Raw genomic sequence first — 21,209 nt, forward strand, 5'->3', positions numbered from 1 at the left:
CGTCCCCGGGGGGGCCTGCATCCCGAGTGCTTCTAGGTGTGTAGGGGTCTAGGTCTAAAGAACCTCCGCTAGAGCGGAGGGGAACCGTATACCGCTTATGTCATTATCCTTTTTTCGGGCGTCCCCGGGGGGGCCTGCATCCCGAGTGCTTCTAGGTGTGTAGGGGTCTAGGTCTAAAGAACCTCCGCTAGAGCGGAGGGGAACCGTATACCGCTTACGGCGTGAACCATTTAATTTGAGGTTGCTCGTCGGCCACGTGGAAGCGTGATGTTAGCCGCTTTGAGTGCTCGTTTTACGGTTGGACGCGACACGTTGTACTCACTCATTGCGTCGGCGATAGTCGGCCATGCCCCTACTTCTGCGTAGGTGGTTAGGAACCAACCAGCGATGGTTAAACGTTCGCCTTGGGCTTCGAGGACGCGCTTCTGATTGGCTTTTTTCAGGGGCTGTAACGCCGCCTGCGCGATAGGTTGCTCGGGGTCGGCCCACTTCCTGGCGGCGGAGTTCTTGCCGCCTCTGCGGCCCATCGTCGCCAGCGCCTTACGCCCCGCACTGGTCTGCCGCTGGGTGGAGCACTGCCCCTTACTCGCAGACGTCTTGCCCGACACGACGTATCCCCGCACACGGCGTGCCATCGTCAGACGGTCACGCACCGGGGGCATAGCCTCCTCGCGGCCATCCCCACCGACCGCCTGGGCGACCTTATAGGCGCGCTCGTAGGCATCGATGATCAACGTGTCCTTCATCGGTTTGCCCTCGGTACGCAGCCGGTGCGCGGTCGCCAGCGCGTGCCGGAAAGCGGTCTCGTCGCGTGCCGCTCGTCCAGGAGCTGACCACCGCACCCGCACCCCGTCGATCAGGTCAGCCGCAGCGTCGGCGGCACTCGGTAGGCCCTCATCGAGCGCGGCGATCATCCGCGCTTCATCCGCGGCGGCCTGCGCGGCCGCGATCCGCTCCCACCCGGATGAGAACTGCGTTTTCGCCAGCTTTGTCGCCGGAGCCGGTTTCGTCCGTCCGGTCATCGCCCGTACCTCCTGAATCAGCATTCCCAACCGGTCTATACGCCAATGTTGAGCGTGCCACCGGTAAGCCAGAGCGTCTGGTCCAGTGTAGAGCGGCCACCGTGACCACCCGTGGGAGAAGTACCGGTCCGCACCCAGCAAGATCACACAACGCGCCACGAGTGCCTTGGAGAAGCCGCTGGTCTGCCTGGTGGTCGATAAGGGTCTTGGCGCCTCAATGCAGGCGGGCCACCAGTTGATCTTGAAACCATCGAGCTGTCCGATAAAGACCCGCTGGTCAATCGTACTATCAAGCGAGCCGGTGCGCTGGTCTTCTTTCTCACGGATCGCGACGACAATACCGGTCTCGATTTTGCGGAGCTCTCGGTAGGCGACGACGAAGACGTCACCGCAGATACATGCGGAACCGCCGAGCCTATCAAGTTGACTACTGCGCCCTGCGGGATACGGTTGTGGGAAACTAAGCGCAAATGCTGTACCACTAGGTAAAACCCGCGACCTTAGGCGCCTCCAATTTGCCTTCGGCGGCGGCAGCGACCAGGCTCTCGACGTGGTTCCAAGGCGTCGGCGGACGTCGTGAACCACGACGGGCGTCGGTGTGAACCAAGCGCCAAAAGTCTCGGCAGCTCCGAAGGGGCCTCGGGGATCTGGCCGACCGCACCTTAGCCTTGTGTTGGTCAGCGACAACATCTTCAACGTTGAACTGTTGCAGCAGGCTCTCGGCACTCAAGAGTTCGGCAAGGGAATGGTAGGCGATGATGTCGCGCTGATCGATCCACCAGATACCCCTCCACCGATTCACCAGCAATCGTGGCCCTCGCCTGATCGTCTGCTGGGTCAACACCTCAGAAGCCATTCCCCACATCGTCAAACGACAGCGAGGATCTTGACGCCCCAGATCTAGGCGAGAGTTTCGGAAGTCCACAGCCATAGTCGGGATACACTAGCGGCTTGTCCGGTCTCGACGCGGTCTCCGGACACCGCGCCCCAGCTGAGACGAGCAAAGCGTCTCGCCAGAGTCTTTCCACCCGCCACGAAGGTCGAGCAAAATCAAAGATGCTTCGCCGATATCGGTCAGCACCAAATGTGACCCTTCACCCGGCGAGCCCAAGTGTGTCCGAAAAGGTGTGAACTATCCCGACTGATAGACTGACAAATCGTCACACTTTCTTGGGTTGCAGAGCCACACATCCAAAGGAGTTCAATATGGTCGCCTCAATTAAGAGAACACCCTTCCAGCAGTTTACCTTAGATTTACAAACGTTCGCGGGTAAGAACTCCCATTTAATCGAAAACACCCTCTCAAACATTTTTACGATGCGCCTGCTGGGAAACAAGACGCACGGCGATTTAGCTGAGATCGGAATCACCGAATTTATCAACCAGTTCCTGCCGGCCTATGAAGCTCAACATGTTGGCAAGGACTTGTTCCGCGCAAAATCATCGGAAGAGGATATCCTCGTTACGCGACTGGAAGATCTATCGCAAATCAAGGTTTCACTGAAGGCGTATGGCGTAGGCCCACTACAGCTTAGCACCGATAAGGACGCGGTGTTGTTCCCGCTTTTGGAAGGCCTCGGAAAGCCCCGTCTGAATGACGCAGAAGAGATTAAGGAACTACTGAACCGTCACGAGTTTTTACACCTCGGGGAGCTGAACGTACTCCCCTTGATATACCAGGAGGACAAAAAACAGTGCGCCATTATGGTATTTGATATTTCTGCCCTACCAGAGCGAACATCAGTGATAGAACGAGTTGAGCCCGGATCGAGAGGGCGCAAGCATCCGGTCTGGCATTTTCTTGACTCTGACGGAGAATATATTTGCGAGGTTAGATATGGCGGAAAGTCTGCCAATGCCCTTCAGCGAGGCCTGTGGACTGATTCTAAAAAGGCAGCGAACCATTTCAGATTCATCACTGATGGCTGGATCACCTATGACCATAATTTGGTGCTAACGGATCTTTTTGCCAAGGCGCTGAACAGTACTGCTGAAGCCCATCAGCTGGCGCTTCAGCCCATGAACATTGAACTACAAAAAAGTGCACACGATTCTAAGACTGATTGATGAGACAACAACTCCCCATTCCCCTATTTTCAACAGACCAGACTCTACTTTCGGATGCGCTGCAATGGGCACACGAAGGCATTAAGTATGCAGGGTCAAAGCAAAAACTTTTGGCCCCTATTTTTGAAGCTGTTAAAGATATTCCATGTGATTCTGTGTTAGATCTATTCTCCGGCACTACACGAGTAAGTAGGCTATTTGCAGGCATTGGCTCTTCCGTTGCCTCTAATGACCTCGCGGAATGGTCAGAATGTTTTGCAACCGCATATTTGCTGAATGATCGAGAGGCAAGTGCATATCAACCTCTGATCGACCATCTAAATTCCCTGACACCTATAGACGGATGGTTTACACAGAATTATGGCGGAATCGACTACGAAGGTAGCGCTGTTCAACAGAATGGCAAGAAGGCCTTGTGGCAACGTCACAATACTATGAAATTGGATGCTGTCCGAGAAGAAATTGATCGACTTTCACTCACGCCGCTAGAGCGGTCCATTGCTCTTACAAGCCTAATCTACGCTTTGGATCGAGTCGAAAACACAATTGGGCACTATGTTTCATATCTCAAGAGGTGGTCACCAAGATCTTACAACCAGATGACGCTGCAAGTTCCAAACTTGAGAATTTCTAACAGAGAGAACTTTGTTTTCAGGGAGGATGCCGAAACTCTGCTTGACCATTTTCGGGCGAGTGGAAAGCATTTTGATCTTGCCTATCTAGACCCACCTTACGGCTCAAATAATGAAAAGATGCCACCATCTCGCGTTCGTTACGCATCCTATTATCACATTTGGAAAACGGTTATTTTGAACGACCGACCGGAAATTTTCGGGGCGGCACATCGGCGCGAGGACTCCAGGGATAAGATATCAGCTTCTCCATTTGAGGAATATCGAAGAGATGAGGAAGGATCATCGCTAGCCTTGAAGGCACTTCATCGAGTTGTCAAGAAAACACCTGCGGAACACCTTTTACTTTCATACTCTAACGGTGGCCGTGCCACGTATGCCGAGCTTGTTGACGTGCTGGCGGATTCTGGTGAATTGATTACCGCCATCCAGATGAATTACAAGAAAAACGTTATGGCTAATATGACCTGGACAAACCAATGGATTCCGCCGGAGGATATTCCAAATGTCGAGTACCTTTTCTTGATCAGGAAGTAAGCTCCCGCAAGGGGATAGCTCGCCCGTATAGCGGGATATTTTGGCTTCATTCAGTCTTTTCTCGAGGGTGAATGTTGACACTAGGGCTTCGCTACCATCAATTCAGGTGGAGGTGTTTAATCGAAGATATCGTGTCGCTCAATCAATGCGGGCTGTTCTAACTGTGGAGCGTGGCTTTACTCTTCCTCGTCTTCGCGCAGATCAACGAGCAGATCAAGTCGGTCCACATGATCGTTGGACCGAATGCAGGCTCGGTCGTGTCTCTAGGGGTGAAATGAGTGGTGGCGTGACATCAGTGTTGTTGAGAATAATGAACTGCCCGTACTCACCAGTATCAAACGTGTAGTCGAACAAATTTCGCAGCAGACCCGTTAATAGACCCAATTTCCATAGGCAGCCACCACTCTCTCCCATTACACCTTCCGTGAATTCGCGGTTTCCTGGCTACAAGCCGCCCTCAAGTAGGAACACGCCACCCCGTTTGCCCCCTCAATACGCGAAATCAGACCTTATTGGCCGTGTACGACTCGTTTTTAGTTCAGTGAAAAAACTCAACATCTACGACCTGAAAACCAACACGCATGCAGTCAAGGATTCCAGTCGCATCCATCGGCGCTCGTGGCTCCCATACCGCGTCCCCCAATACCCGTCGACCCAAAATAAGGCGCGTTCCTCCCCCTGAAGCCCCCTACATAGTTCCCCCCTTCCCGCCGTCATCCACGTCCCGTTGTACCTCTCGGATCAAGTCCCACCCCGCCTGAGTGAATACTCCAAACCACATCATGTTTCGCGGCGGCGAACTCCCTAGGAGTAATTTCGTGCTCGAACCGTACAGCGATGAGAGAGTGAGCAGCCTCAACGAGGTCGGCGCGTGCATTTAGTGAGGTGAGTGGTTCTAGGCTTTCAGCCACGGCGTTGATAAGAAACTCCGTATAGTGTTTCCATGATGTGAACTATCGTCTGACGTATGGCAAAAATCACCCCCACCTCCAACCGCCATACCTACGCAACATGAGTATAGCTCCCAAAAACATCACGACCTGGGGGCTCTACATTTTACACTTTTACGACCGTTTCTGTTCCTTACCGACATTCCACAGCAGATAGGTGACCATTACTGCACCGACCGTTCCCGCCACAAGCCGGTATCCGGAAAACCACAATGCCGCCTCGACTATGGCGACGGCAAGCATGAAGGCAAGAAACAGATAAAATTTCTGTTTTTTAGAAAGACGGTTCATAATTCGCCTAATTCTACTTCGGTCAAGACCTCATGACCTGACGTCACTATGCACAAGGGGAAGATGTGCATGACCCAATCAATTAGCCTATTGGAAAGCTTATTCCCTAATGGAAATATATACCAAGCAGAAATTATAAACCGGCAGAAACCCCCAAAACGGGGGTAACGAAAAATACCCCTCACGATCTGCTACACCCACCAAGTACACAGTCGCGAGAGCCACACTGGCGCTGGCGAGAGTGTGTAACGAACACTGTAATACCACCCTCACAATCAATCGCCGACACGGCGATAACCTGCACGTCTTACGGTAAAATCAGCCACCTACCGAAGTCTTACGTTCAAGGAGCCCACGCCATGCCCCGATTCGCACCGGTCACCGTCCGACCGGACGGCAGGGTCTTCATCGGTGACCACAAGCCCTACGTCGCCCCCGACAGCCTCGATGAGCTGCACGGCCCAGCGGAGGGTATCTTCGTGCTCCCCCACTCGGTCCGCTGGCTCAACGAGGAAGCGCGCACTACGGACGTGTCAGATGAAGTGGGGAGATGGTGCGCGTACCGCGATCTGCTCGCGGAGGGCACCTGCGAGCAACAGTGCGAGTTCATCAACCGCGACCTGCTCATCCGGGACTTCCCCCATCTCCCGCTCCCCCGGAGAGTGACCAAGCTCTGGACAGACGCCTTCCCCGAGCTGACATCCGGTGGATAGACTTCTCGCAGAACAGCGAACAATCACCCGGCACGTCAGTGTTTTATCGGGATTCGGGGAAAGAGCGGTCTGGGACCGGCAGAGTGGTACTTGAAGAGCCAGAGGATGAGGCGGAGCCGTCAATGATGGTCCGGTGATGAGCGGAACCTGATCTCATCGTTGTGGCTGTGCGCAACGGTAACAACTCATCACTCGTCAGGCACCGAGCTTCAGAACACCCAACAATGGTGAAAATATTCCAGAGGCCACTACTCCGGGATCGTCACCACTTCGATCACCCCTGCCTGATCATGCTTCAGTATGCCCACACACCCGATACCGGAGCCCATTCCTTGTCGCGAACGGTCTTCAACGGTGGTGAGGCCGACCTCGCGAAACTGGGAGGCAGGCATGCTCACTTGAGACCCCGCCCCACCCCGGTCACAGCCCGACGCGGCGGGCGGATTCCTCCCAGAGTCGCCGGGCGATCTCCGGATCTCGACTGCCGGGATAGTCCGGTCCCTTCTTCTTTCCGATGTAGTACCCACCGGGGATGAAGTCGACGCCGACGGTTCCGGTGGCCAACCGGACGAGCCGATCGGCCCCCTTGTCGGAGCTGCTCAACGCCATGCGGATCAGCGGGTTGGTGTAGAAGAACTCGAGGCGTCCCCCGGTCCCGGAGCCGAAGTTCGAGGCGATGACGCCGGGGTGGAAGGAGACGCCGTAGATGCCCCGGTCAGCGTGGCGGCGGGACAGTTCACGGGCGTGGATGATGTTCATCATCTTCGAGTCCCCGTAGGCCTTCATCGGGTCCCAGGGCCCGTCGGCGTTGTCGAGATCGTTCACGTCGAGTTTTCCGTAGTACTTCGCGGCGATCGAGGCCGTCCCGACGACGTACCCGAGTCCGGCGGCGAGGTTGTCGGCGAGCAGTTCGGTGAGCAGGAACGGCGCCAGGTGGTTGACCTGGAGGGTGAGTTCGTTGCCGTTCCCGGTGACCGTGCGCTCCGGTCCGAAGACTCCGCCCGCGTTGTTCGCCAGAACGTCGATGCGCGGAGCGATCCGGCTGATTCCGTCGGCGAGTTCACGGACCTCGTCCAGGGATGAGAAATCAGCGGTGAAGTGGGGCGCACCGATCGCGGTGGCGACGAACCGGGTCTTGGCCGGGTTCCGTCCGACGACGATGACGCGGTGCCCGAGGTCAGCCAGTTTCCGGGCGGCGGCCGCCCCGATGCCGTCGCTGGCTCCGGTGACAACGATGGTGCGGGGTACCTCGACGAGTGGGGGTCGGCTCATCGGTTCACGCCCCCGTCGAGACCGTCGAGGACACAGTCGCGCAGTATGCCCATGGGTATCGAGCCGAGGGCGAGGGCTTCGGCGTGGAACTGCGGGAGGGTCATGCCACGGTCGAGGGCCTCGTCGCGGAGCTGCTGCCAGAGGCGCTGGCCGAGGGCGTAGGACGGGGCCTGTCCCGGCCAGCCGAGGTAGCGGTTGAGCTCGAAGTCGAGGTTGGGGCCCGCCATCGCGGAGTTGGCGCGCAGGAATGACGCCGCGTAGTCGGCGTCCCATGTCCCGCCGTCGGGGTTGGTTTTGCCGAGGTGGACGCCGATGTCGAGGACGACGCGGGCAGCCCGCAGCCGCTGACCGTCGAGGAGCCCCATGCGGGTGGCGGGGTCTTCGTGGTAGCCGAGGTCGGCCATGAGTTGTTCGGCGTAGAGCGCCCAACCTTCGCCGTGCCCGGAGTTCCAGCAGGCGACGCGGCGCCAGAGGTTGAGGTTGTCGGATTCGCAGAGGGTCTGGCCGACCTGGAGGTGGTGTCCGGGCACACCCTCATGGAAGACGGTGGTGAGTTCCTGCCAGGTGTGGAACACCGTCTCGCCCCTGGGTACGGACCACCACATGCGCCCGGGTCGGGTGAAGTCGCTGCTGGGCGGGGTATAGAAGATGCCGCCTGTCCCGGCGGGGTCGATGCAGCATTCGATGGTGCGCACCGGTTCGGGGATGGTGAATGCGGTTCCGTTGAGATCAGTGATCGCCTGATTGGCGGTGGCCTGCATCCATTCCTTCAGGGCGTCGACGCCGTCGAGCCGGTAGCGTTCGTCGGCGTTGAAGCGGTCCATCGCCTCCTCGACGGTGGTGCCCTCGCCGAAGCACTCGACGGCGATGGCCTCCTGCTCGGCGACGATCTCGGCGAGTCGGGTCAGTCCCCATTCGTAGGCTTCGTCGAGATCGACGGTGGCGCCGACGAACTCGCGGGAGAAACGCTCGTAGCGTTCCCGCCCGACGCCGTCCGCGGCGGGGGCCTGCGGCAGGAGAGTCTCGCGCAGCCAGGTGGCCATGACGACGAAGGCCTTGCGGGCCCGGACGAGCTCGGCCTGGTCGGTGTCGATTCCAATGCCGTTGAGGGCAGAGTCAGGTCCGGCGAGATCCTCGCACTGGGCGATGACCTGTTCGACCTGGCGGCGGGCGGCGACGTGCCCGCGCTCCGCGGCGAGCATGAGGGAGGCGCGGTGTCCGTCGAGTGCACGCGGGACATGGCCGAGCCGGGAGATGATGTCGGCCCGTGCCTCGGCGGTGTCCGTGGGCATGATGCTGAAGGTGTCGCGGATCCACTGGACGGGGGATGCGATGTTGTCGAGCTGGCGGATGTCCTCGCCGGCCTCGTGCAGTTCGAGCCGCAGCCCGAGCCGGTCCCGCAAGACGGCGGCTGTGACGCGGTCGACGTCGTCGAAGTCGACGTCACCGTCGACGGCGGCGGTCTCCTCGAGGGTGTTGACCTCGTGGAGCATCCGCCGGGAGCGCTCAGCAATGGCGTCGTGGTGCTCCGGGGAGAAGTCCTCCATCTCACCGTTGTATTCGGTGAATCCCCATTCCGTCGCGGACAGCGGGGACAACGCCGCGAGGTCGTGCACAAAGGTCTCACAGACTAGGTCGAGTCGGGACGGGGGCCGGAAGTTCTCTGAGCTCATACCACTCCAGTGTAGCGGCGGCGGGCAGGTCAACCGCAGAGTTCCCGGTTCTCCCACTTGGTACCGGGGGCACGCCATTCCGCGAGTCTCCCGAAGAGTTCATCGGGATCATCGGTGACGATGAGGGCGTTGATGTAACGGCGCTCGATGAAGCCTTCAGCGGACATCCGTTCCAGAGCGTCGACGAGGGGCGCCCAGTAGTCATCAGCGTTGAAGAGAACGATGGGCCCCGTTCCGGGGACGAGCTGCTGGCGGGTGAACACCTGGAAGAGTTCCTCAAGGGTTCCGGCGCCGCCGGGCAGGACGATGAACGCGTCGGCGAGCTCCTCCATGCGGGACTTGCGTTCAGCCATCGTCTCGACGACCTCGAGGGAGGACAGGCCGTCGTGGGCGATCTCAAGTTCGACGAGGGAGCGGGGCATCACACCGATGGTCTTTCCGCCCGCCTCGATAACGGCATCCGCGACAACCCCCATGAGCCCGACGTCGCCACCGCCGTACACGAGGTCAATACCGCGTTCTGCGAGGGCCCGCCCGATGGTCTGGGCCGCGTGGGCGTACTCAGTGCGGGCACCGGGGGCGGATCCGCAGTAGACGGCGGCCCGGTTGATCGGCGGGGTGAGGTGCATGACCATGGTCCCGGGGCAGTCATCACAGGTGAGGGACTCGAAGCCGAGGCGGGCGTAGAGCCGACGCGCTGGATTGTCGTGTTCGACGTGGAGGGAGATGCCGGGCCAGCCGACGTTACGGCCGTGTTCGACGACGGCTCTGATGAGGGTGGTACCGATGCCTGCCCCTTGGAAGTCGTCGTCGACGCTGACGGAGAGCTCGGGGATCTCCGGCGCGACGTAGCCGTGGGAGCGGATGAAAGTAGCCCAGACAACGCCCGCGGTGCGCCGTTCCCCAGTGACGGGATCGAGCATCTCAGCGACCATGCCAATGTCGCCGCGTTGCGGGATGAACTGCAGGTAGGGGGAGAGCCCTTCACTGGTGGTGTCCGCCTCCGCCCCGATATTGTGGATGGTCGCCCATTCACGGAGCGGGAGATCGGCGATAGTCATGGGCCGCAGGGTCACGGGGCTGTCAGAGGCGTGTGCAGTCATGCGTCACACCCTAGCGGCAGTGGAGCCCGGGCATCCTTGTGCACGCTTCGATAGCGGTCGTACGCTGGGGCTGTGAATTGTCCGGGAAATGCATTGGCGCTGGTTCGCGACGCCGCACGTGTCGTGGTGTTCACGGGAGCGGGGGTGAGTGCGGAGTCGGGCCTGGATACGTACCGCAACGACGAGTCCGGCCTGTGGGAGCGGATCGATCCGGAGGCGATGGCCAGCATCGACGCATGGCGTCGGGATCCGGAGCCAATGTGGTCCTGGTATCTGTGGCGGGCACATCTGGCACGGGCGGCGGAGCCGAATGCCGGGCACCGGGCGGTCGCGGAATGGGGCCGACTGCGAACGGTGACGGTGGTGACACAGAACATCGACGACCTGCATGAACGGGCTGGCAGTGAGGATGTAGTGCACCTTCACGGCAGCCTTTTCGAGTTCCGGTGCACGGAGTGCGCGATCCCGTTCGAGGTCGATGGTTTTCCCGCGGTGCGTGAGCCGCGGATGACGCCGCCCGCCTGCCCGCGGTGCGGTGCGGTGGTGCGGCCGGGGGTCGTGTGGTTCGGGGAGGCGTTACCCGCCGCGGAGTGGGAGCGCGCCGCTGACGCGATGGCGGGTGCCGATCTGGTGGTGATCGTCGGTACGTCGGGCGTGGTGCAGCCGGCGGCGTCGCTGCCGCTGCTGGCGGTGCAGGCCGCGGTCCCGGTTCTGGAGATCACCCCGGCACCGACGGAGCTGACCCGGTTCACCGATGTGAGTTGGTCGACGACCGCGGCGCGGGGCCTGCCGCTGCTCGTCGACGCCGTCCGTCCCCGGGGGATCTCGTGAGTGCGCGGGCGTTCGTGGTGGGTTCCGGCCCGAACGGGTTGGCCGCTGCGATCGAGCTGGCGCGCGCGGGATTTCGCGTAACAGTGCTGGAGGGTGCCGCCGAGATCGGTGGCGGTTGCCGGAGTTCCGCGCGGCTTGTGCCGGGCATGATCCACGACGACTGTGCGGCGGTGCACCCGCTGTTCGCCGCGTCGCCCTTCTTCCGGACCCTCGAACTCGACGTAAAGCTGGCTCATCCGGAGATTCCACTCGTGCATCCGCTGGCGGGTGGGGACGCCGCAGTGCTGCACCGGGATCTCGAAACGACGGTCACCGGCCTCGGCCGGGAGGGCCGACGGTGGCGGAGACTCTTCGCTCCCCTGGTCCGCTACCCGGACCGGATTGCGGATCTGGCGTTGACCCCTCTGCCCGGTTCGATCGCGCGGCACACAGTCCTGGGGCCGCGGTTCGGTGCGCGCGGCCTGCCTCCCGCCACGGCGGTGAGTGGTTTCCTCGGTGGGGACACCCCTGCGGCGGCACTGTTCGCTGGGCTCTCGGCGCACGCCTTCAGTCGGCTCGATCGACCGCTGACCTCTGCGGTGGGGCTGATGATGGGGTTGACGGCACAGACGTGGGGCTGGCCGGTTGTAGTCGGCGGTTCGGGGCAATTGACCGCGGCCCTGGCGGACTACGTCCGGGAGTTCGACGGGACGATCCGCACCGGGGTGCTGATCCGACGGCTCAGTGATCTGGTGGGCGTCGGATACCGGGGCGCCTCGGCCGGCGACGTCGTGGTGCTGACCACGACGCCGGGGCACGCTGCGAAGATACTGATGGGCAATCAGCCTGCCAGGCGTCGTCGTCGGTACCGGCGCTTCCGGCACGGCGCAGCCGCATTCCGGGTGGATCTTGCCGTGCGTGGCGGTGTTCCGTGGCGGAACCCCGATGCCCGGCGCGCGGGCACGCTACACCTGGGTGGAACCGCCAGAGAGATCGCGGCGGCGGAGCGGATGACCACGTCGGGTCGCGTAGCGGAGAACCCGTTCATTCTGGTCGGGCAGCAGTACCTGGCTGATCCCTCGCGTTCGGTAAAGCGGGACGGCGAGTGGCTGCACCCGGTGTGGACGTACGCACATGTCCCCGCCGGTTACCGCGGCGACGTGACGGAGCGAGTGATCTCCCGGATCGAGGCGTACGCCCCGGGGTTGCGTGAACGGATCGTCGAAGTGTCGACGCGAAGTACCGCGGAGCTGGAAGCGGACAACCCGAACTACGTCGGCGGGGACGTGGCCGGAGGCGCGAATTCCCCGCGCCAGTTGCTCGCGCGTCCGGTTCTGCGCAATCCGTACGACACGGGTGTCAACGGCGTGTTCCTCGGTTCGTCGTCGACACCGCCGGGCGGTGGGGTGCACGGGATGGCCGGGTTCGCGGCGGCGCGGCGGGCGGCGCGCTGGGCCGGCATATTGTAGACCGTTCAGTCTACTTTTAACGCAATAGCAAAGGCATTTTGCTAACACTGCTAGACAGTTCAGTCTGTAATTAATAGACTTATCGTTATGAGCACTCTGGCTGTATCCGCACACACCCCCGCATTCCGTCGCCCCACCATGCCGACGGCCCGGTGTCTGCACCACATGATGCGCGGCCACCTGGCAATCCGAGGCGATCTCGTCGCAGCAACGGGACTCTCCCAACCCACCGTGACCCGCGCCGTCACCAGCCTCGTCGGCGCGGGGCTCATCCACGAACGCCCCGACCTCGTCCGCGCAGCCGGCCCCGGGCGGCCTCGCATCCCCCTGGAGATGGCCCCTACACCGTGGCTCCACATCGGCGCCGCGATTACGGAAGACGGAGGCACCCTCGGGTTCTTCGACACCCGTGGCCGCATCCTCCGCGAGACCACGTTCCCCCTGGGCACCGACACACCCGACACCGCAGAACACCTCATCGCCGGGATCCACCGACTGCTGTCCAGGCTGGCGGTACCGGTCGCCGACATCGGCGTCGCCGCCACGGCACCGCACACCGGGTTCCTCGGTGAACGGCTCACCGAGGAATTCGGGGCCCCGGTGACCGTCGGCGACCTCACCGCGTCACTCGCCGCAGCGGAACTCCTCACCACGGATGCCACGACCGACCCAATCCTGATCATCCACCTCGACCGCGGACTCACTCTGGCAGTCGCCAACGACAACGGGGTGACGACCCACCCGGTTGACTCCGACCTCGGACCGGAGTCCCTCGCCCGCCACCTCACCAATGCCGACATCCTCCCCGGCCAAAAACGGCGCGGCTTCACCGGTCTCCTGCCCGCTGAGACACCGCAGTCCCCGGAGCTCCGGTTACTCCTCGACGAACGTGCACGGGAGCTGGGCGAGACCGTCGCACGACTCACCCAGGACACCGGCGCGAGGACGGTCGTGCTCGCCGGCCCGGGCTTTACCGTCGACCCGGACGGCTACCGGAAGCTCGCCGCCACGGTGAACCCGAACGTCGACAAGCGCACCGCCATCCGGATCATTCCCGACGCGGCAACACTCGCCCGAGCAGCCGCCCGCACCGTGGCCCTCGACCGGCTGCTCTCGGACCCGGTCGCCGTGCACGCCGGGCTCGTCGACCGGAATCAGCTGTAGCGCACCTCGTCGAGACGCAGCCGCTGATCCGACTGCCCACGCGCAATGTCGATGTACCGGCCCGCGTGCGGGATGAACGACCCCGACTGCTCCTCCGACAGCTCCCGACGCACCTTCGCCGGGACACCCGCCGCCAAGGACCGGGCCGGGATCTCCTGCCCCTCAAGCACGACAGCGCCGGCCGCAACGAGCGACCCCGCACCCACCCGCGAGCGCGACAACAAGGCGGCCTTCATCCCCACCAGCGTCCCGTCCCCCACCGTCGTACCATGCAGAAGAGCCATGTGTCCCGCGGTGACATCATCACCCAGGGTGCACGGCGCATCCGCGTCGACATGCATGACACAGTTGTCCTGGATGTTCGTCCGTGCACCGATCCGGATCGCATTGACGTCACCACGCAGCACACAACCGTAGAACACCGACGAATCAGGGCCGATCACCACATCTCCGATAATGGTGGCGTTCGGCGCGATGAACGCCGAGGCGTGGATACGCGGCGCGACGCCGTTGAACGGAAGAATCAGTGGTTCCATTCCACCAGTCTGCCCGTGACCTCCACCGCCCGCATCCCGAACTCCCGGGCGGCCGCCACATTCACCGGATTGTCGTCAAAGAACAGAACCTCCCCCGGCTCCACACCGAGCGCCGCACACGCCGCCCGGTAGGCACCCGGATCGGGCTTCGCGACACCGATGTCACAGGACATCGTCACCGCATCGAAACGCTCCAGCCACGTGTGCCGCGCCCGGACCCGTTCCGCGAGAAACGTCGGGATGTTGCTCAGCAGGCCAACCCGGTGCCCAGCGTCGATCAGCTCCCCCACATACGCCACCGCGTCGGCGTCCTCGTCCAACCAACTGGCGATGTCCGCCTCCACCACCGCGTCGACGTCGAACGGCGGCAACTCGAGCGTCACCCGGATCCGCTCCCAGTACTCCTCCGGCGTCAACTCACCCGCGTCGAGCGGACCCCGCAACTCCCAGTACACCGGCCACAGTCGGTCATCCGTACCCACAGCATCCTCGATGGCACGCAAGTGGGCATCGGTCTGGGTGGTCAACAGGACACCGTAGAGATCGAAGAGATAGGTCTGCACGCACGCCAATCTACCGACGCAGACGGTAGGCGCGCTTCGGGCTATTCGGGTTCTCGGTAGTGGGCACAATCAGACCCCGCTCCTGCAACAGACCTCAACAACTACTGTGCAACTAGATAACTTGCCTAGTTACCCACCCGCCACCTTTACGCAGCCACCGCTTCCCGTTTCCGGGCCCGTGCCCCGACAACCTGCGCAACGATGACCGCACCGACAACCGCCACCGATCCCACACCCTGTACAACCGTGAAGCGTTCTCCGTTGAACAGCACCCCCAGCACCGTCGCGGTCAGCGGACTGATCACGCTGAGCAGGGAAACGCTCACGGCGTCGAGAAGCGCGAGACCCCGGAACCAGAGCCCGTAGGCGATGAGCGCACCGACGACCGTCAGATACATGTAACCGGCGATATTGGTTCCCGTCAGATGATCGGGCAGGCCCTCGAACAACAACAGAGGGGTCAGGGCCAGGCCACCGAACGTGAGCTGCCAACCCGTCACCGCCAACTGCGGCACCCCCTCTGGCCGACCCCACCGCTTAGCCAGCACCAGACCCGTGCCTGTGCACACCGTGGCCGCCCCCGCGGCAAGAACCCCCTCCGTGTTCAGTGCCGTCCCCGGGGAGACTACGAGCGCCGCAACCCCCGCGACCGCCACGAGTCCGGCCCCGATCTGCGCCTTGTACACCTTCGACCCCAACAACACGGGGCTCAGACCCATCACCACCAGCGGCGCAGCGCTGGTCAGCACCGCAGCGATTCCACCGGGCAGCAGATAGGCCGTGAGGAAGAGGAGGGCGAAGAACGCCCCAATGTTCACCACGCCGAGCACGATGGCTTTGATCCACCAGATGCCCTTCGGCAGCACTCGGAACCAGGCGAGCAGAATCAGACCGGCGGGCAGGGCACGCATCACACCCGCGAGGATTGGACGGTCGTCCGGGAGCAGTTCGGTGGTGACGATATAGGTGGTTCCCCAGGTAAACGGGGTGATGGCCGTGAGGAGGAGATTCATAACCAGTTATCTTCTAGTACCGTTCGTTGACCCGACGCGAGGCGTGGCGACCCGGATGCTCGGGAGCGTCCGCACCGTATCCCATGGCGATGACCAGCGCGATGACCCGGTCGTCCCGACCGCCGATACCGATGGCTTCCTTCACCTTCTCCTCATCCCACCCTGTTGTCGGGCTGGTGGCCAAACCTTCACCGGCGGCGGCGACGAGTGCAAACCCGGCGACGAGCATCGCATCCCGCAGCGCTGCCTCCCGCAGTTCCTGCGGGGTCTTGAGACTGTTGAACTTCTCCACCATGGCACGCGCCTGACCGGAGAGGATCTCCTCGGCATCCTCCGGCAAGACCTCGACACGCCCAACAGCCACAAGGACAACCGGAGCGTTGATGAACTGGCGCTGACCGGAGGCGTCGACGAGCGCCTGGCGAATCTCCGGGTCCCGGATGACGACGAGATCACGCGCCTGGGCGTTGAACGCACTCGGGGCTTCGAGGGCCTGGTGGACGACGCGGTCGAGAACCTCCACTGAGATGTCATCGGGAAGGTAGTTTCGGACGGCGCGGCGGGTGGCGATGGCGTCGGCGACGGTGCGGGACATGGTGACTCCTGAGTTAATTATTCGATATCGAAGTGTTCGACGCCAGACTAACCTCATGTAAGATTCATGTCAAACACTTCGGCGTCAAACAGTAAGGGGATGGCAATGGCCGACCACATCGACCAAATCATCGACCAATGGCGCACCACCCGCCCCGACCTCGACCCCGCACCGATGCAACTTCCTGCCCGACTCCAACGCCTCGCCCGGGCCGTCAGCGACCGTGTCACCGACAACCTCACCCAGTTCAACCTCGAACGATGGCAGTTCGACGTCCTCGCCACACTCCGCCGCACTGATCGAGCACTCACGGCCGGTGAACTCTGCACCAACTCCATGATCTCGGGCTCGGCGATGACCAACCGCATCGACAAACTCGAAACCGCTGGCCTACTCACCCGCTGCACCGACCCCGACAACCGCCGCTGCGTCCGCATCACACTCACCGACACCGGACGCAAACTCGTCGACACCGTCCTCCCCACCCACCTAGACACCTGCCGCGACACCCTCGCCGGACTCACCGACGACGAACAGGCAACACTTGTCCACCTGCTCCGCAAAGCACTCGCGGCCCACACCGAATGATCGACTTCGCACAGCCCGCCGACCACGTCGCACCCCTGCTCCTCGGCTGCACACTCAGCCACGCAGGCGTCACCATCCGACTCACCGAGGTCGAAGCCTACCTCGGCGAACAGGACGACGCCTCCCACGCCCGCCGCGGAAAGACACCACGCAACGCCGCCATGTTCGGCCCACCCGGTCGAATGTACGTGTACATCTCCTACGGCATCCACCACGCCGGCAACATCGTCTGCCACCCACCCGGCGGCAGCGGCGGAATCCTCCTCCGCGCCGGCGAGGTCGTGGACGGCCACGACACCGCGCGCGCCCGGCGCGGCCCGACGATCCCCGACGCCCGCCTCGCACAGGGACCGGGCAACCTCGGCCGGGCACTCGCCCTCCACGTCGACCACAACCACTCCCCCGTCCTTCACTCCGGAACCGACGGCTTCGTCCTGAAGGACCGCGACCACGAGCCGCACTGGACCACCGGCCCCCGGATCGGCATCACCCGCAACGCCGACGCGCCCCTGCGCTTCTACCTGCCCGGCGAGCCCACCGTCACCAGCCCCCGGGGACGCGCGCGGCGCTGACCTGCGCCGAATCCCACACCACGCACGTTAGGATCCGGACATGGAGCAACTGCAACCCGACGCCGTCACCGTGCTCATGGGCGTATCCACCACCACGCCCGCCGACCTGATCAGCACCACACTCGCCAGCCTCACCAAGCAGTCCCTGCGCCCCACCCACATCATCGTCGCGGCGGACGCACGCCTCCACCCGACCCTCGAGAAGCAGCTCACCTCCCCCGAAGCCCACGACATGGGCATCATCTACACCGTCGCCGATGAACCGGGTCCGGCCGCCGCACTCGACACGGGCCTCGCCCACGTCGACACGGAGTACACCGCCCGCATCAATCCCGGCGACATCCCCCACCCCGACCGGCTGCGGCGCCAACTGGACACCTTCCACCAACGGCGCGTCGACATCCTCGGCACCGCCGTCATGGAACTCGACCACACCACCGACGCCACCGACCCCGTCAGCCTCCTCGCAGCGGACCTCTCCGTCCGCACCATGCCCAGCTCACACAACGAGGCCACCCGTCGCCTGGGGCGTCGCAGCCCCGTCATCGACGGCACCACCATGGCACGCACCACCGCCATGCGTGACGCCGGTGGATACCGCGGCGGCGGCCACGAGGCCGACCGGGACCTGTGGGTCCGCATGATCGGGGCGGGTGCCCGGGTCCGCAACCTGCCCACCCCGCTGACCTGGCAGCGCATCGACATCAGTACCGGACCTGCACCGAGCCGCGCAGACAGGCGGGCCGCGAGTCGGAGAGTCCGCGACACCCTCGACGAGCAGGGCCTGCCCCGGAAAAGGTTCTGGCGGAGGTTGTTCGGGCGCTGAACGGCGGTGGTGCACCGGGCCGACACGTTGACCCAGATCCCACCCCATGCCCGCCGGGCGTCGATGGGTGGAGCTTCTCCTGAACCTCTGCAGTGGCGCGCCGATACGTCGTCAGTGCGTGCAAACACCGGCGCACACCGCGAAACGTCCAGATGGCTCCTCCAGTCAGTGCGTGTTAACACGCACTGACGATCCACCACTTCACCACCGGAGGTACCGGCAGCCCGCACCCAGTCTGTGCCCCGGGACGCTCGTCACCGGGTGCGAAGAGAATTCACGTAACCGAAAATCCCTGAACGGGGCACCACACCGGTACGTGTTAGCACGCACCAGTGAGAGGAACGGCCCCCGCACCTGACCGGGTGGAGTCAGACCCCGCCCACGGTCCCCTCACGGCGCGGATCCGCCCCGCCGCTGATCCGGCCGTCGGGCCGCACGACGAGCACGGCGGCACCGCTCGGCTGATCGGCGAGCTGCACGCGGTGACCGCGTGCCACCAGACCGTCGATGAGGGCCCGGGCCAGACCGCCTTCCGCCGCGCCGATCAGGGGATGTTCGCCACCGACGCCCGTGACTTGGGTGTTCCGAGCCCCGAAGTTCGGGGCACCCACCGCCTGCTGGGAATCGAAGCCCCAGTCGATGAGGGCGATGAGGATCTTGACGACGTACTGGATGATCACCGCGCCACCCGGCGCTCCGACCACGGCCCGCAGGTCAGGACCGTCGAACACGAGAGTCGGGGCCATCGAGGAACGCGGCCGCTTGCCTGGTTCAACGCGGTTCGCCACGGGACGTCCGTGGGAGTCGGCGGGTTCGGCGGAGAAGTCGGTCAGCGTGTTGTTCAGCAGGAATCCGCGCACCATGTGGAAGGATCCGAACCCGATCTCGATGCTCGTGGTCAGGCTGACCGCGTTGCCTTCGGCGTCGATGACACTGACCTGACTGGTGCCGTACTCGGGTAGGTCTCGTCCGGCGGCGAGTCCGTTCGTGGGGAGCCCCGGTTCAGCGGTGCCCATGGTCCGGTCCGGGTCGATGAGTGCGGCGCGTTTCCGCAGGTAATCATGATCCAGCATCTCGGGCAGGGGATACCCGTCGGCGATGAAGGTGTCCCGGTCCGCGTAGGCCAGGCGCTCGGCTTCACTTACGAGGTGAACGAGTTCAGCTGCGGGTGCCCCGTCCCGTGGCGGTTCGCCGAGATCGTGGTATTCGAGCATCCCGAGGATCGCCGCGACCGTGACCCCACCGGACGAGGACGGCGGCATGCCGGCGAGTCTCAACCCCCGGTATGTGGACCACAGCGGCGCACATTCGACAGCCCGGTACCCGGCGAGATCGGCGAGCGTCATCAGGCCCGGTGTCACGGTCTCTGAGGGTCGGCAGACGCGCTCCACTATCGCCTCGGCGAGCTCCCCGGTGTGTAGTGCGTCGGCGCCACGTTCCGCGATGAGCCCACACGTTCGCGCGTAGTCGGGGTTGGTGAGCACGGTGCCCTCCGCCTTAGCCTCGCCGACATCATCGAGGAAGTAGCGCGCCGCTTCGGGACAACGGGCGAGATCGGTCTTCGCGTCGTCGATCGACGCCCAGAGACGGTGGCTGACCGGAAACCCCTCCCCAGCGCGCCTGATCGCGGGGGCGATCAACTCCGACCAGTCGGTACGCCCGAACTTCCGGTGCGCGAGCTCGAGGGCCACGACCGCCCCCGGCACCCCAACGGAACGCCCCGAACGCAGGGCGTCAGGGACCGGAGGCCGGGGATCATCAGCGCTGATCCGCGTCAGATAGGTTCCCGTTGCCGCAGCGGGTGCAGTCTCCCGCCCGTCGAACGCGGTGGTTTCCCCACTTGCGGCATCAAAGTGCAGCAGATAGCAGCCGCCGCCGATCCCGGAGGACTGCGGTTCTGTGAGACCGAGCATGAATTGCGCGGCGACAGCGGCATCGAGAGCCGACCCCCCATCCGCGAGGATGCCTGCGGCGACATCCGTGGCGTAACGATTGGCCGTCGACACGGCATAGAAGTCAGTGAGAACCTCCACCATGTCCTCGCGATAGCCGGTCGAGATCTCCGGACTGGTCGTCGTGTCACGGCCACCGGGGGCCGGATCCGAGGAGGGTGGAGTCATAGCAGGATTTTAGCCTCCACGGTTTACCAAACTGTTATTATCTACGAATAACTCCAGCGTATCTAAGGAACATCATGAAACTTCGCCGTACCATCGCCGCCACCGTCGCCGCCTGCGCGATCAGCACCGCCGTCGCAGCTCCCGCAACCGCCGCGCCGATCGACAATCCGATCGCGGCCCTCTCCGCCCAGATCAGCGCACCTTCGAGCAACACGCCGGCACCGGGTAGCCCGGAAGCGCAGATCCGGGCTCTCATTGGGTCGATCTTCTTCCTCCTCACCGGGGGTATCTTCGGCTCCTCCGGAATCATTCTCCGGTAGAAACAACATCACACCCATTACCTTTTGAGGAGCCCCCGATGTGCCTTCGCCGAATCACCGCTTCCGTAGTAGCCACGGGGGTCCTCGCCCTTGGTCTCGCCGCTCCCGCCGGCGCCAACCCCTGGCCCACGCCGGAGCCCGGCAGTCCCGAACACCGGGACTCCCGGGAGATCCTCGACACCGCCGCTTCGGAGCTGAGCTCGTACACCTCGTCGAACTACGAGACGATCATCCGCGACATCTTCTTCCCACCCACCGACGGACGCACACCCGCCTGGGCGCAGGCCTCCATGCTCGGCCTGATCGCCAGTGGTGCCCTATACGAGGTCACACAGGGCCTGTTCGGTTCCTCCGGGGTCAACCTGCGCTGATC

At 63.1% G+C, this 21,209-nt stretch carries 21 protein-coding genes; 11 read left to right on the forward strand and 10 right to left on the reverse strand.

Translation table 11 applies throughout. The annotated features are described in order from the left end of the window. Nucleotides 1-230: 230 nt before the first annotated feature. A complete protein-coding gene (locus JDV76_RS02010) occupies nucleotides 231-1,046 on the reverse strand; it encodes a hypothetical protein (protein WP_232958716.1) in 816 nt (271 codons plus the stop codon). Nucleotides 1,047-2,228: 1,182 nt separating this feature from the next. Between JDV76_RS02010 and JDV76_RS02015 the strand changes: the two genes are divergently transcribed. Beyond that, entirely contained in the window at nucleotides 2,229-3,089 is an 861-nt protein-coding gene (locus JDV76_RS02015; protein WP_198735179.1) for a hypothetical protein, read from the forward strand. Further along, nucleotides 3,089-4,258, forward strand: coding sequence for a DNA adenine methylase (locus tag JDV76_RS02020; protein ID WP_198735180.1), 1,170 nt, complete (start codon nucleotides 3,089-3,091; stop codon nucleotides 4,256-4,258). The genes JDV76_RS02015 and JDV76_RS02020 overlap by 1 nt, the downstream gene beginning before the upstream one ends. A gap of 1,064 nt (nucleotides 4,259-5,322) precedes the next feature. Here JDV76_RS02020 and JDV76_RS02025 read toward each other — a convergent pair. Continuing rightward, a complete protein-coding gene (locus JDV76_RS02025) occupies nucleotides 5,323-5,499 on the reverse strand; it encodes a hypothetical protein (RefSeq protein ID WP_198735181.1) in 177 nt (58 codons plus the stop codon). A gap of 359 nt (nucleotides 5,500-5,858) precedes the next feature. Here JDV76_RS02025 and JDV76_RS02030 point away from each other — a divergent pair, with 359 nt between their 5' ends. Continuing rightward, nucleotides 5,859-6,212 carry a hypothetical protein gene (locus JDV76_RS02030; RefSeq protein ID WP_198735182.1) on the forward strand — a complete coding sequence of 118 codons (354 nt, stop codon included), beginning with the start codon at nucleotides 5,859-5,861 and terminating at the stop codon, nucleotides 6,210-6,212. Between the two features lie 420 nt (nucleotides 6,213-6,632). Here JDV76_RS02030 and JDV76_RS02035 read toward each other — a convergent pair whose 3' ends face one another. Genes JDV76_RS02035 through JDV76_RS02045 form a run of 3 tightly spaced genes read right to left on the reverse strand, consistent with a single transcriptional unit; the run spans nucleotide 6,633 to nucleotide 10,260 of the window. Continuing rightward, the gene (locus tag JDV76_RS02035; protein WP_198735183.1) at nucleotides 6,633-7,484 is read right to left on the reverse strand and encodes an SDR family NAD(P)-dependent oxidoreductase; all 852 of its coding nucleotides are present in this window, start codon (nucleotides 7,482-7,484) and stop codon (nucleotides 6,633-6,635) included. Beyond that, on the reverse strand, nucleotides 7,481-9,157 hold the full coding sequence (locus tag JDV76_RS02040; protein ID WP_198735184.1) for a DUF885 domain-containing protein: 1,677 nt from the start codon (nucleotides 9,155-9,157) through the stop codon (nucleotides 7,481-7,483). The genes JDV76_RS02035 and JDV76_RS02040 overlap by 4 nt, the downstream gene beginning before the upstream one ends. Before the next feature lie 29 nt (nucleotides 9,158-9,186). Then, the gene (locus tag JDV76_RS02045; protein ID WP_198735185.1) at nucleotides 9,187-10,260 is read right to left on the reverse strand and encodes a TIGR00730 family Rossman fold protein; all 1,074 of its coding nucleotides are present in this window, start codon (nucleotides 10,258-10,260) and stop codon (nucleotides 9,187-9,189) included. Nucleotides 10,261-10,332: 72 nt separating this feature from the next. Here JDV76_RS02045 and JDV76_RS02050 point away from each other — a divergent pair, with 72 nt between their 5' ends. From JDV76_RS02050 to JDV76_RS02060, 3 genes are all read left to right on the forward strand, one after another. Continuing rightward, nucleotides 10,333-11,091, forward strand: coding sequence for an NAD-dependent protein deacylase (locus JDV76_RS02050; RefSeq protein WP_198735186.1), 759 nt, complete (start codon nucleotides 10,333-10,335; stop codon nucleotides 11,089-11,091). Then, on the forward strand, nucleotides 11,088-12,539 hold the full coding sequence (locus tag JDV76_RS02055) for a phytoene desaturase family protein (RefSeq protein WP_198735187.1): 1,452 nt from the start codon (nucleotides 11,088-11,090) through the stop codon (nucleotides 12,537-12,539). Before JDV76_RS02050 ends, JDV76_RS02055 begins: the two co-directional genes overlap by 4 nt. 87 nt (nucleotides 12,540-12,626) lie before the next feature. Next, entirely contained in the window at nucleotides 12,627-13,703 is a 1,077-nt protein-coding gene (locus JDV76_RS02060; protein WP_198735188.1) for an ROK family transcriptional regulator, read from the forward strand. Here the strand turns inward: JDV76_RS02060 and JDV76_RS02065 are convergent. The 4 genes from JDV76_RS02065 to JDV76_RS02080 form a co-directional block, all read right to left on the reverse strand. Further along, complete coding sequence (locus JDV76_RS02065; RefSeq protein WP_198735189.1) at nucleotides 13,694-14,239, reverse strand: gamma carbonic anhydrase family protein; 546 nt, start codon at nucleotides 14,237-14,239, stop codon at nucleotides 13,694-13,696. The genes JDV76_RS02060 and JDV76_RS02065 overlap by 10 nt on opposite strands. Next, nucleotides 14,227-14,802 carry an HAD-IA family hydrolase gene (locus JDV76_RS12450; protein WP_198735190.1) on the reverse strand — a complete coding sequence of 192 codons (576 nt, stop codon included), beginning with the start codon at nucleotides 14,800-14,802 and terminating at the stop codon, nucleotides 14,227-14,229. Before JDV76_RS12450 ends, JDV76_RS02065 begins: the two co-directional genes overlap by 13 nt. Before the next feature lie 146 nt (nucleotides 14,803-14,948). Beyond that, on the reverse strand, nucleotides 14,949-15,815 hold the full coding sequence (locus JDV76_RS02075) for an EamA family transporter (RefSeq protein WP_198735191.1): 867 nt from the start codon (nucleotides 15,813-15,815) through the stop codon (nucleotides 14,949-14,951). Nucleotides 15,816-15,828: 13 nt separating this feature from the next. Then, on the reverse strand, nucleotides 15,829-16,410 hold the full coding sequence (locus JDV76_RS02080; RefSeq protein ID WP_198735192.1) for a nitroreductase family protein: 582 nt from the start codon (nucleotides 16,408-16,410) through the stop codon (nucleotides 15,829-15,831). A gap of 105 nt (nucleotides 16,411-16,515) precedes the next feature. Here JDV76_RS02080 and JDV76_RS02085 point away from each other — a divergent pair, with 105 nt between their 5' ends. From JDV76_RS02085 to JDV76_RS02095, 3 genes are read left to right on the forward strand one after another with little or no spacing between them, the layout of a single operon-like run. After that, nucleotides 16,516-16,998: a MarR family winged helix-turn-helix transcriptional regulator gene (locus JDV76_RS02085; RefSeq protein WP_198735193.1), complete on the forward strand. Its 483-nt coding sequence runs from the start codon at nucleotides 16,516-16,518 to the stop codon at nucleotides 16,996-16,998. Then, nucleotides 16,995-17,570, forward strand: coding sequence for a DNA-3-methyladenine glycosylase (locus JDV76_RS02090; protein ID WP_198735194.1), 576 nt, complete (start codon nucleotides 16,995-16,997; stop codon nucleotides 17,568-17,570). The genes JDV76_RS02085 and JDV76_RS02090 overlap by 4 nt, the downstream gene beginning before the upstream one ends. A 40-nt stretch (nucleotides 17,571-17,610) precedes the next feature. After that, complete coding sequence (locus JDV76_RS02095; RefSeq protein ID WP_198735195.1) at nucleotides 17,611-18,396, forward strand: glycosyltransferase; 786 nt, start codon at nucleotides 17,611-17,613, stop codon at nucleotides 18,394-18,396. Nucleotides 18,397-18,764: 368 nt separating this feature from the next. Here JDV76_RS02095 and JDV76_RS02100 read toward each other — a convergent pair whose 3' ends face one another. Beyond that, nucleotides 18,765-20,516 (reverse strand): gamma-glutamyltransferase family protein, encoded by a 1,752-nt coding sequence (locus JDV76_RS02100; RefSeq protein ID WP_198735196.1) that lies wholly within the window; start codon nucleotides 20,514-20,516, stop codon nucleotides 18,765-18,767. A 74-nt stretch (nucleotides 20,517-20,590) separates the two neighbouring features. Between JDV76_RS02100 and JDV76_RS02105 the strand changes: the two genes are divergently transcribed. Beyond that, nucleotides 20,591-20,836: a hypothetical protein gene (locus JDV76_RS02105; RefSeq protein WP_198735197.1), complete on the forward strand. Its 246-nt coding sequence runs from the start codon at nucleotides 20,591-20,593 to the stop codon at nucleotides 20,834-20,836. A gap of 38 nt (nucleotides 20,837-20,874) precedes the next feature. Then, nucleotides 20,875-21,207 (forward strand): hypothetical protein, encoded by a 333-nt coding sequence (locus JDV76_RS02110; protein ID WP_198735198.1) that lies wholly within the window; start codon nucleotides 20,875-20,877, stop codon nucleotides 21,205-21,207. The last annotated feature ends 2 nt before the right edge of the window (nucleotides 21,208-21,209 follow it).

This window comes from Corynebacterium marambiense (genome assembly GCF_016342275.1).
In the GTDB taxonomy this organism is placed as follows: Bacteria; Actinomycetota; Actinomycetes; order Mycobacteriales; family Mycobacteriaceae; genus Corynebacterium; species Corynebacterium marambiense.

Bases quoted from the DNA above. Each gene is read 5' to 3' on its own strand.
- JDV76_RS02010 (WP_232958716.1), bottom strand. From the start codon at position 1,046: ATGCTGATTCAGGAGGTACGGGCGATGACCGGACGGACGAAACCGGCT.
- JDV76_RS02015 (WP_198735179.1), top strand. From the start codon at position 2,229: ATGGTCGCCTCAATTAAGAGAACACCCTTCCAGCAGTTTACCTTAGAT.
- JDV76_RS02020 (WP_198735180.1), top strand. From the start codon at position 3,089: ATGAGACAACAACTCCCCATTCCCCTATTTTCAACAGACCAGACTCTA.
- JDV76_RS02025 (WP_198735181.1), bottom strand. From the start codon at position 5,499: ATGAACCGTCTTTCTAAAAAACAGAAATTTTATCTGTTTCTTGCCTTC.
- JDV76_RS02030 (WP_198735182.1), top strand. From the start codon at position 5,859: ATGCCCCGATTCGCACCGGTCACCGTCCGACCGGACGGCAGGGTCTTC.
- JDV76_RS02035 (WP_198735183.1), bottom strand. From the start codon at position 7,484: ATGAGCCGACCCCCACTCGTCGAGGTACCCCGCACCATCGTTGTCACC.
- JDV76_RS02040 (WP_198735184.1), bottom strand. From the start codon at position 9,157: ATGAGCTCAGAGAACTTCCGGCCCCCGTCCCGACTCGACCTAGTCTGT.
- JDV76_RS02045 (WP_198735185.1), bottom strand. From the start codon at position 10,260: ATGACTGCACACGCCTCTGACAGCCCCGTGACCCTGCGGCCCATGACT.
- JDV76_RS02060 (WP_198735188.1), top strand. From the start codon at position 12,627: ATGAGCACTCTGGCTGTATCCGCACACACCCCCGCATTCCGTCGCCCC.
- JDV76_RS02065 (WP_198735189.1), bottom strand. From the start codon at position 14,239: ATGGAACCACTGATTCTTCCGTTCAACGGCGTCGCGCCGCGTATCCAC.
- JDV76_RS02075 (WP_198735191.1), bottom strand. From the start codon at position 15,815: ATGAATCTCCTCCTCACGGCCATCACCCCGTTTACCTGGGGAACCACC.
- JDV76_RS02080 (WP_198735192.1), bottom strand. From the start codon at position 16,410: ATGTCCCGCACCGTCGCCGACGCCATCGCCACCCGCCGCGCCGTCCGA.
- JDV76_RS02085 (WP_198735193.1), top strand. From the start codon at position 16,516: ATGGCCGACCACATCGACCAAATCATCGACCAATGGCGCACCACCCGC.
- JDV76_RS02090 (WP_198735194.1), top strand. From the start codon at position 16,995: ATGATCGACTTCGCACAGCCCGCCGACCACGTCGCACCCCTGCTCCTC.
- JDV76_RS02095 (WP_198735195.1), top strand. From the start codon at position 17,611: ATGGAGCAACTGCAACCCGACGCCGTCACCGTGCTCATGGGCGTATCC.
- JDV76_RS02100 (WP_198735196.1), bottom strand. From the start codon at position 20,516: ATGACTCCACCCTCCTCGGATCCGGCCCCCGGTGGCCGTGACACGACG.
- JDV76_RS02105 (WP_198735197.1), top strand. From the start codon at position 20,591: ATGAAACTTCGCCGTACCATCGCCGCCACCGTCGCCGCCTGCGCGATC.
- JDV76_RS02110 (WP_198735198.1), top strand. From the start codon at position 20,875: ATGTGCCTTCGCCGAATCACCGCTTCCGTAGTAGCCACGGGGGTCCTC.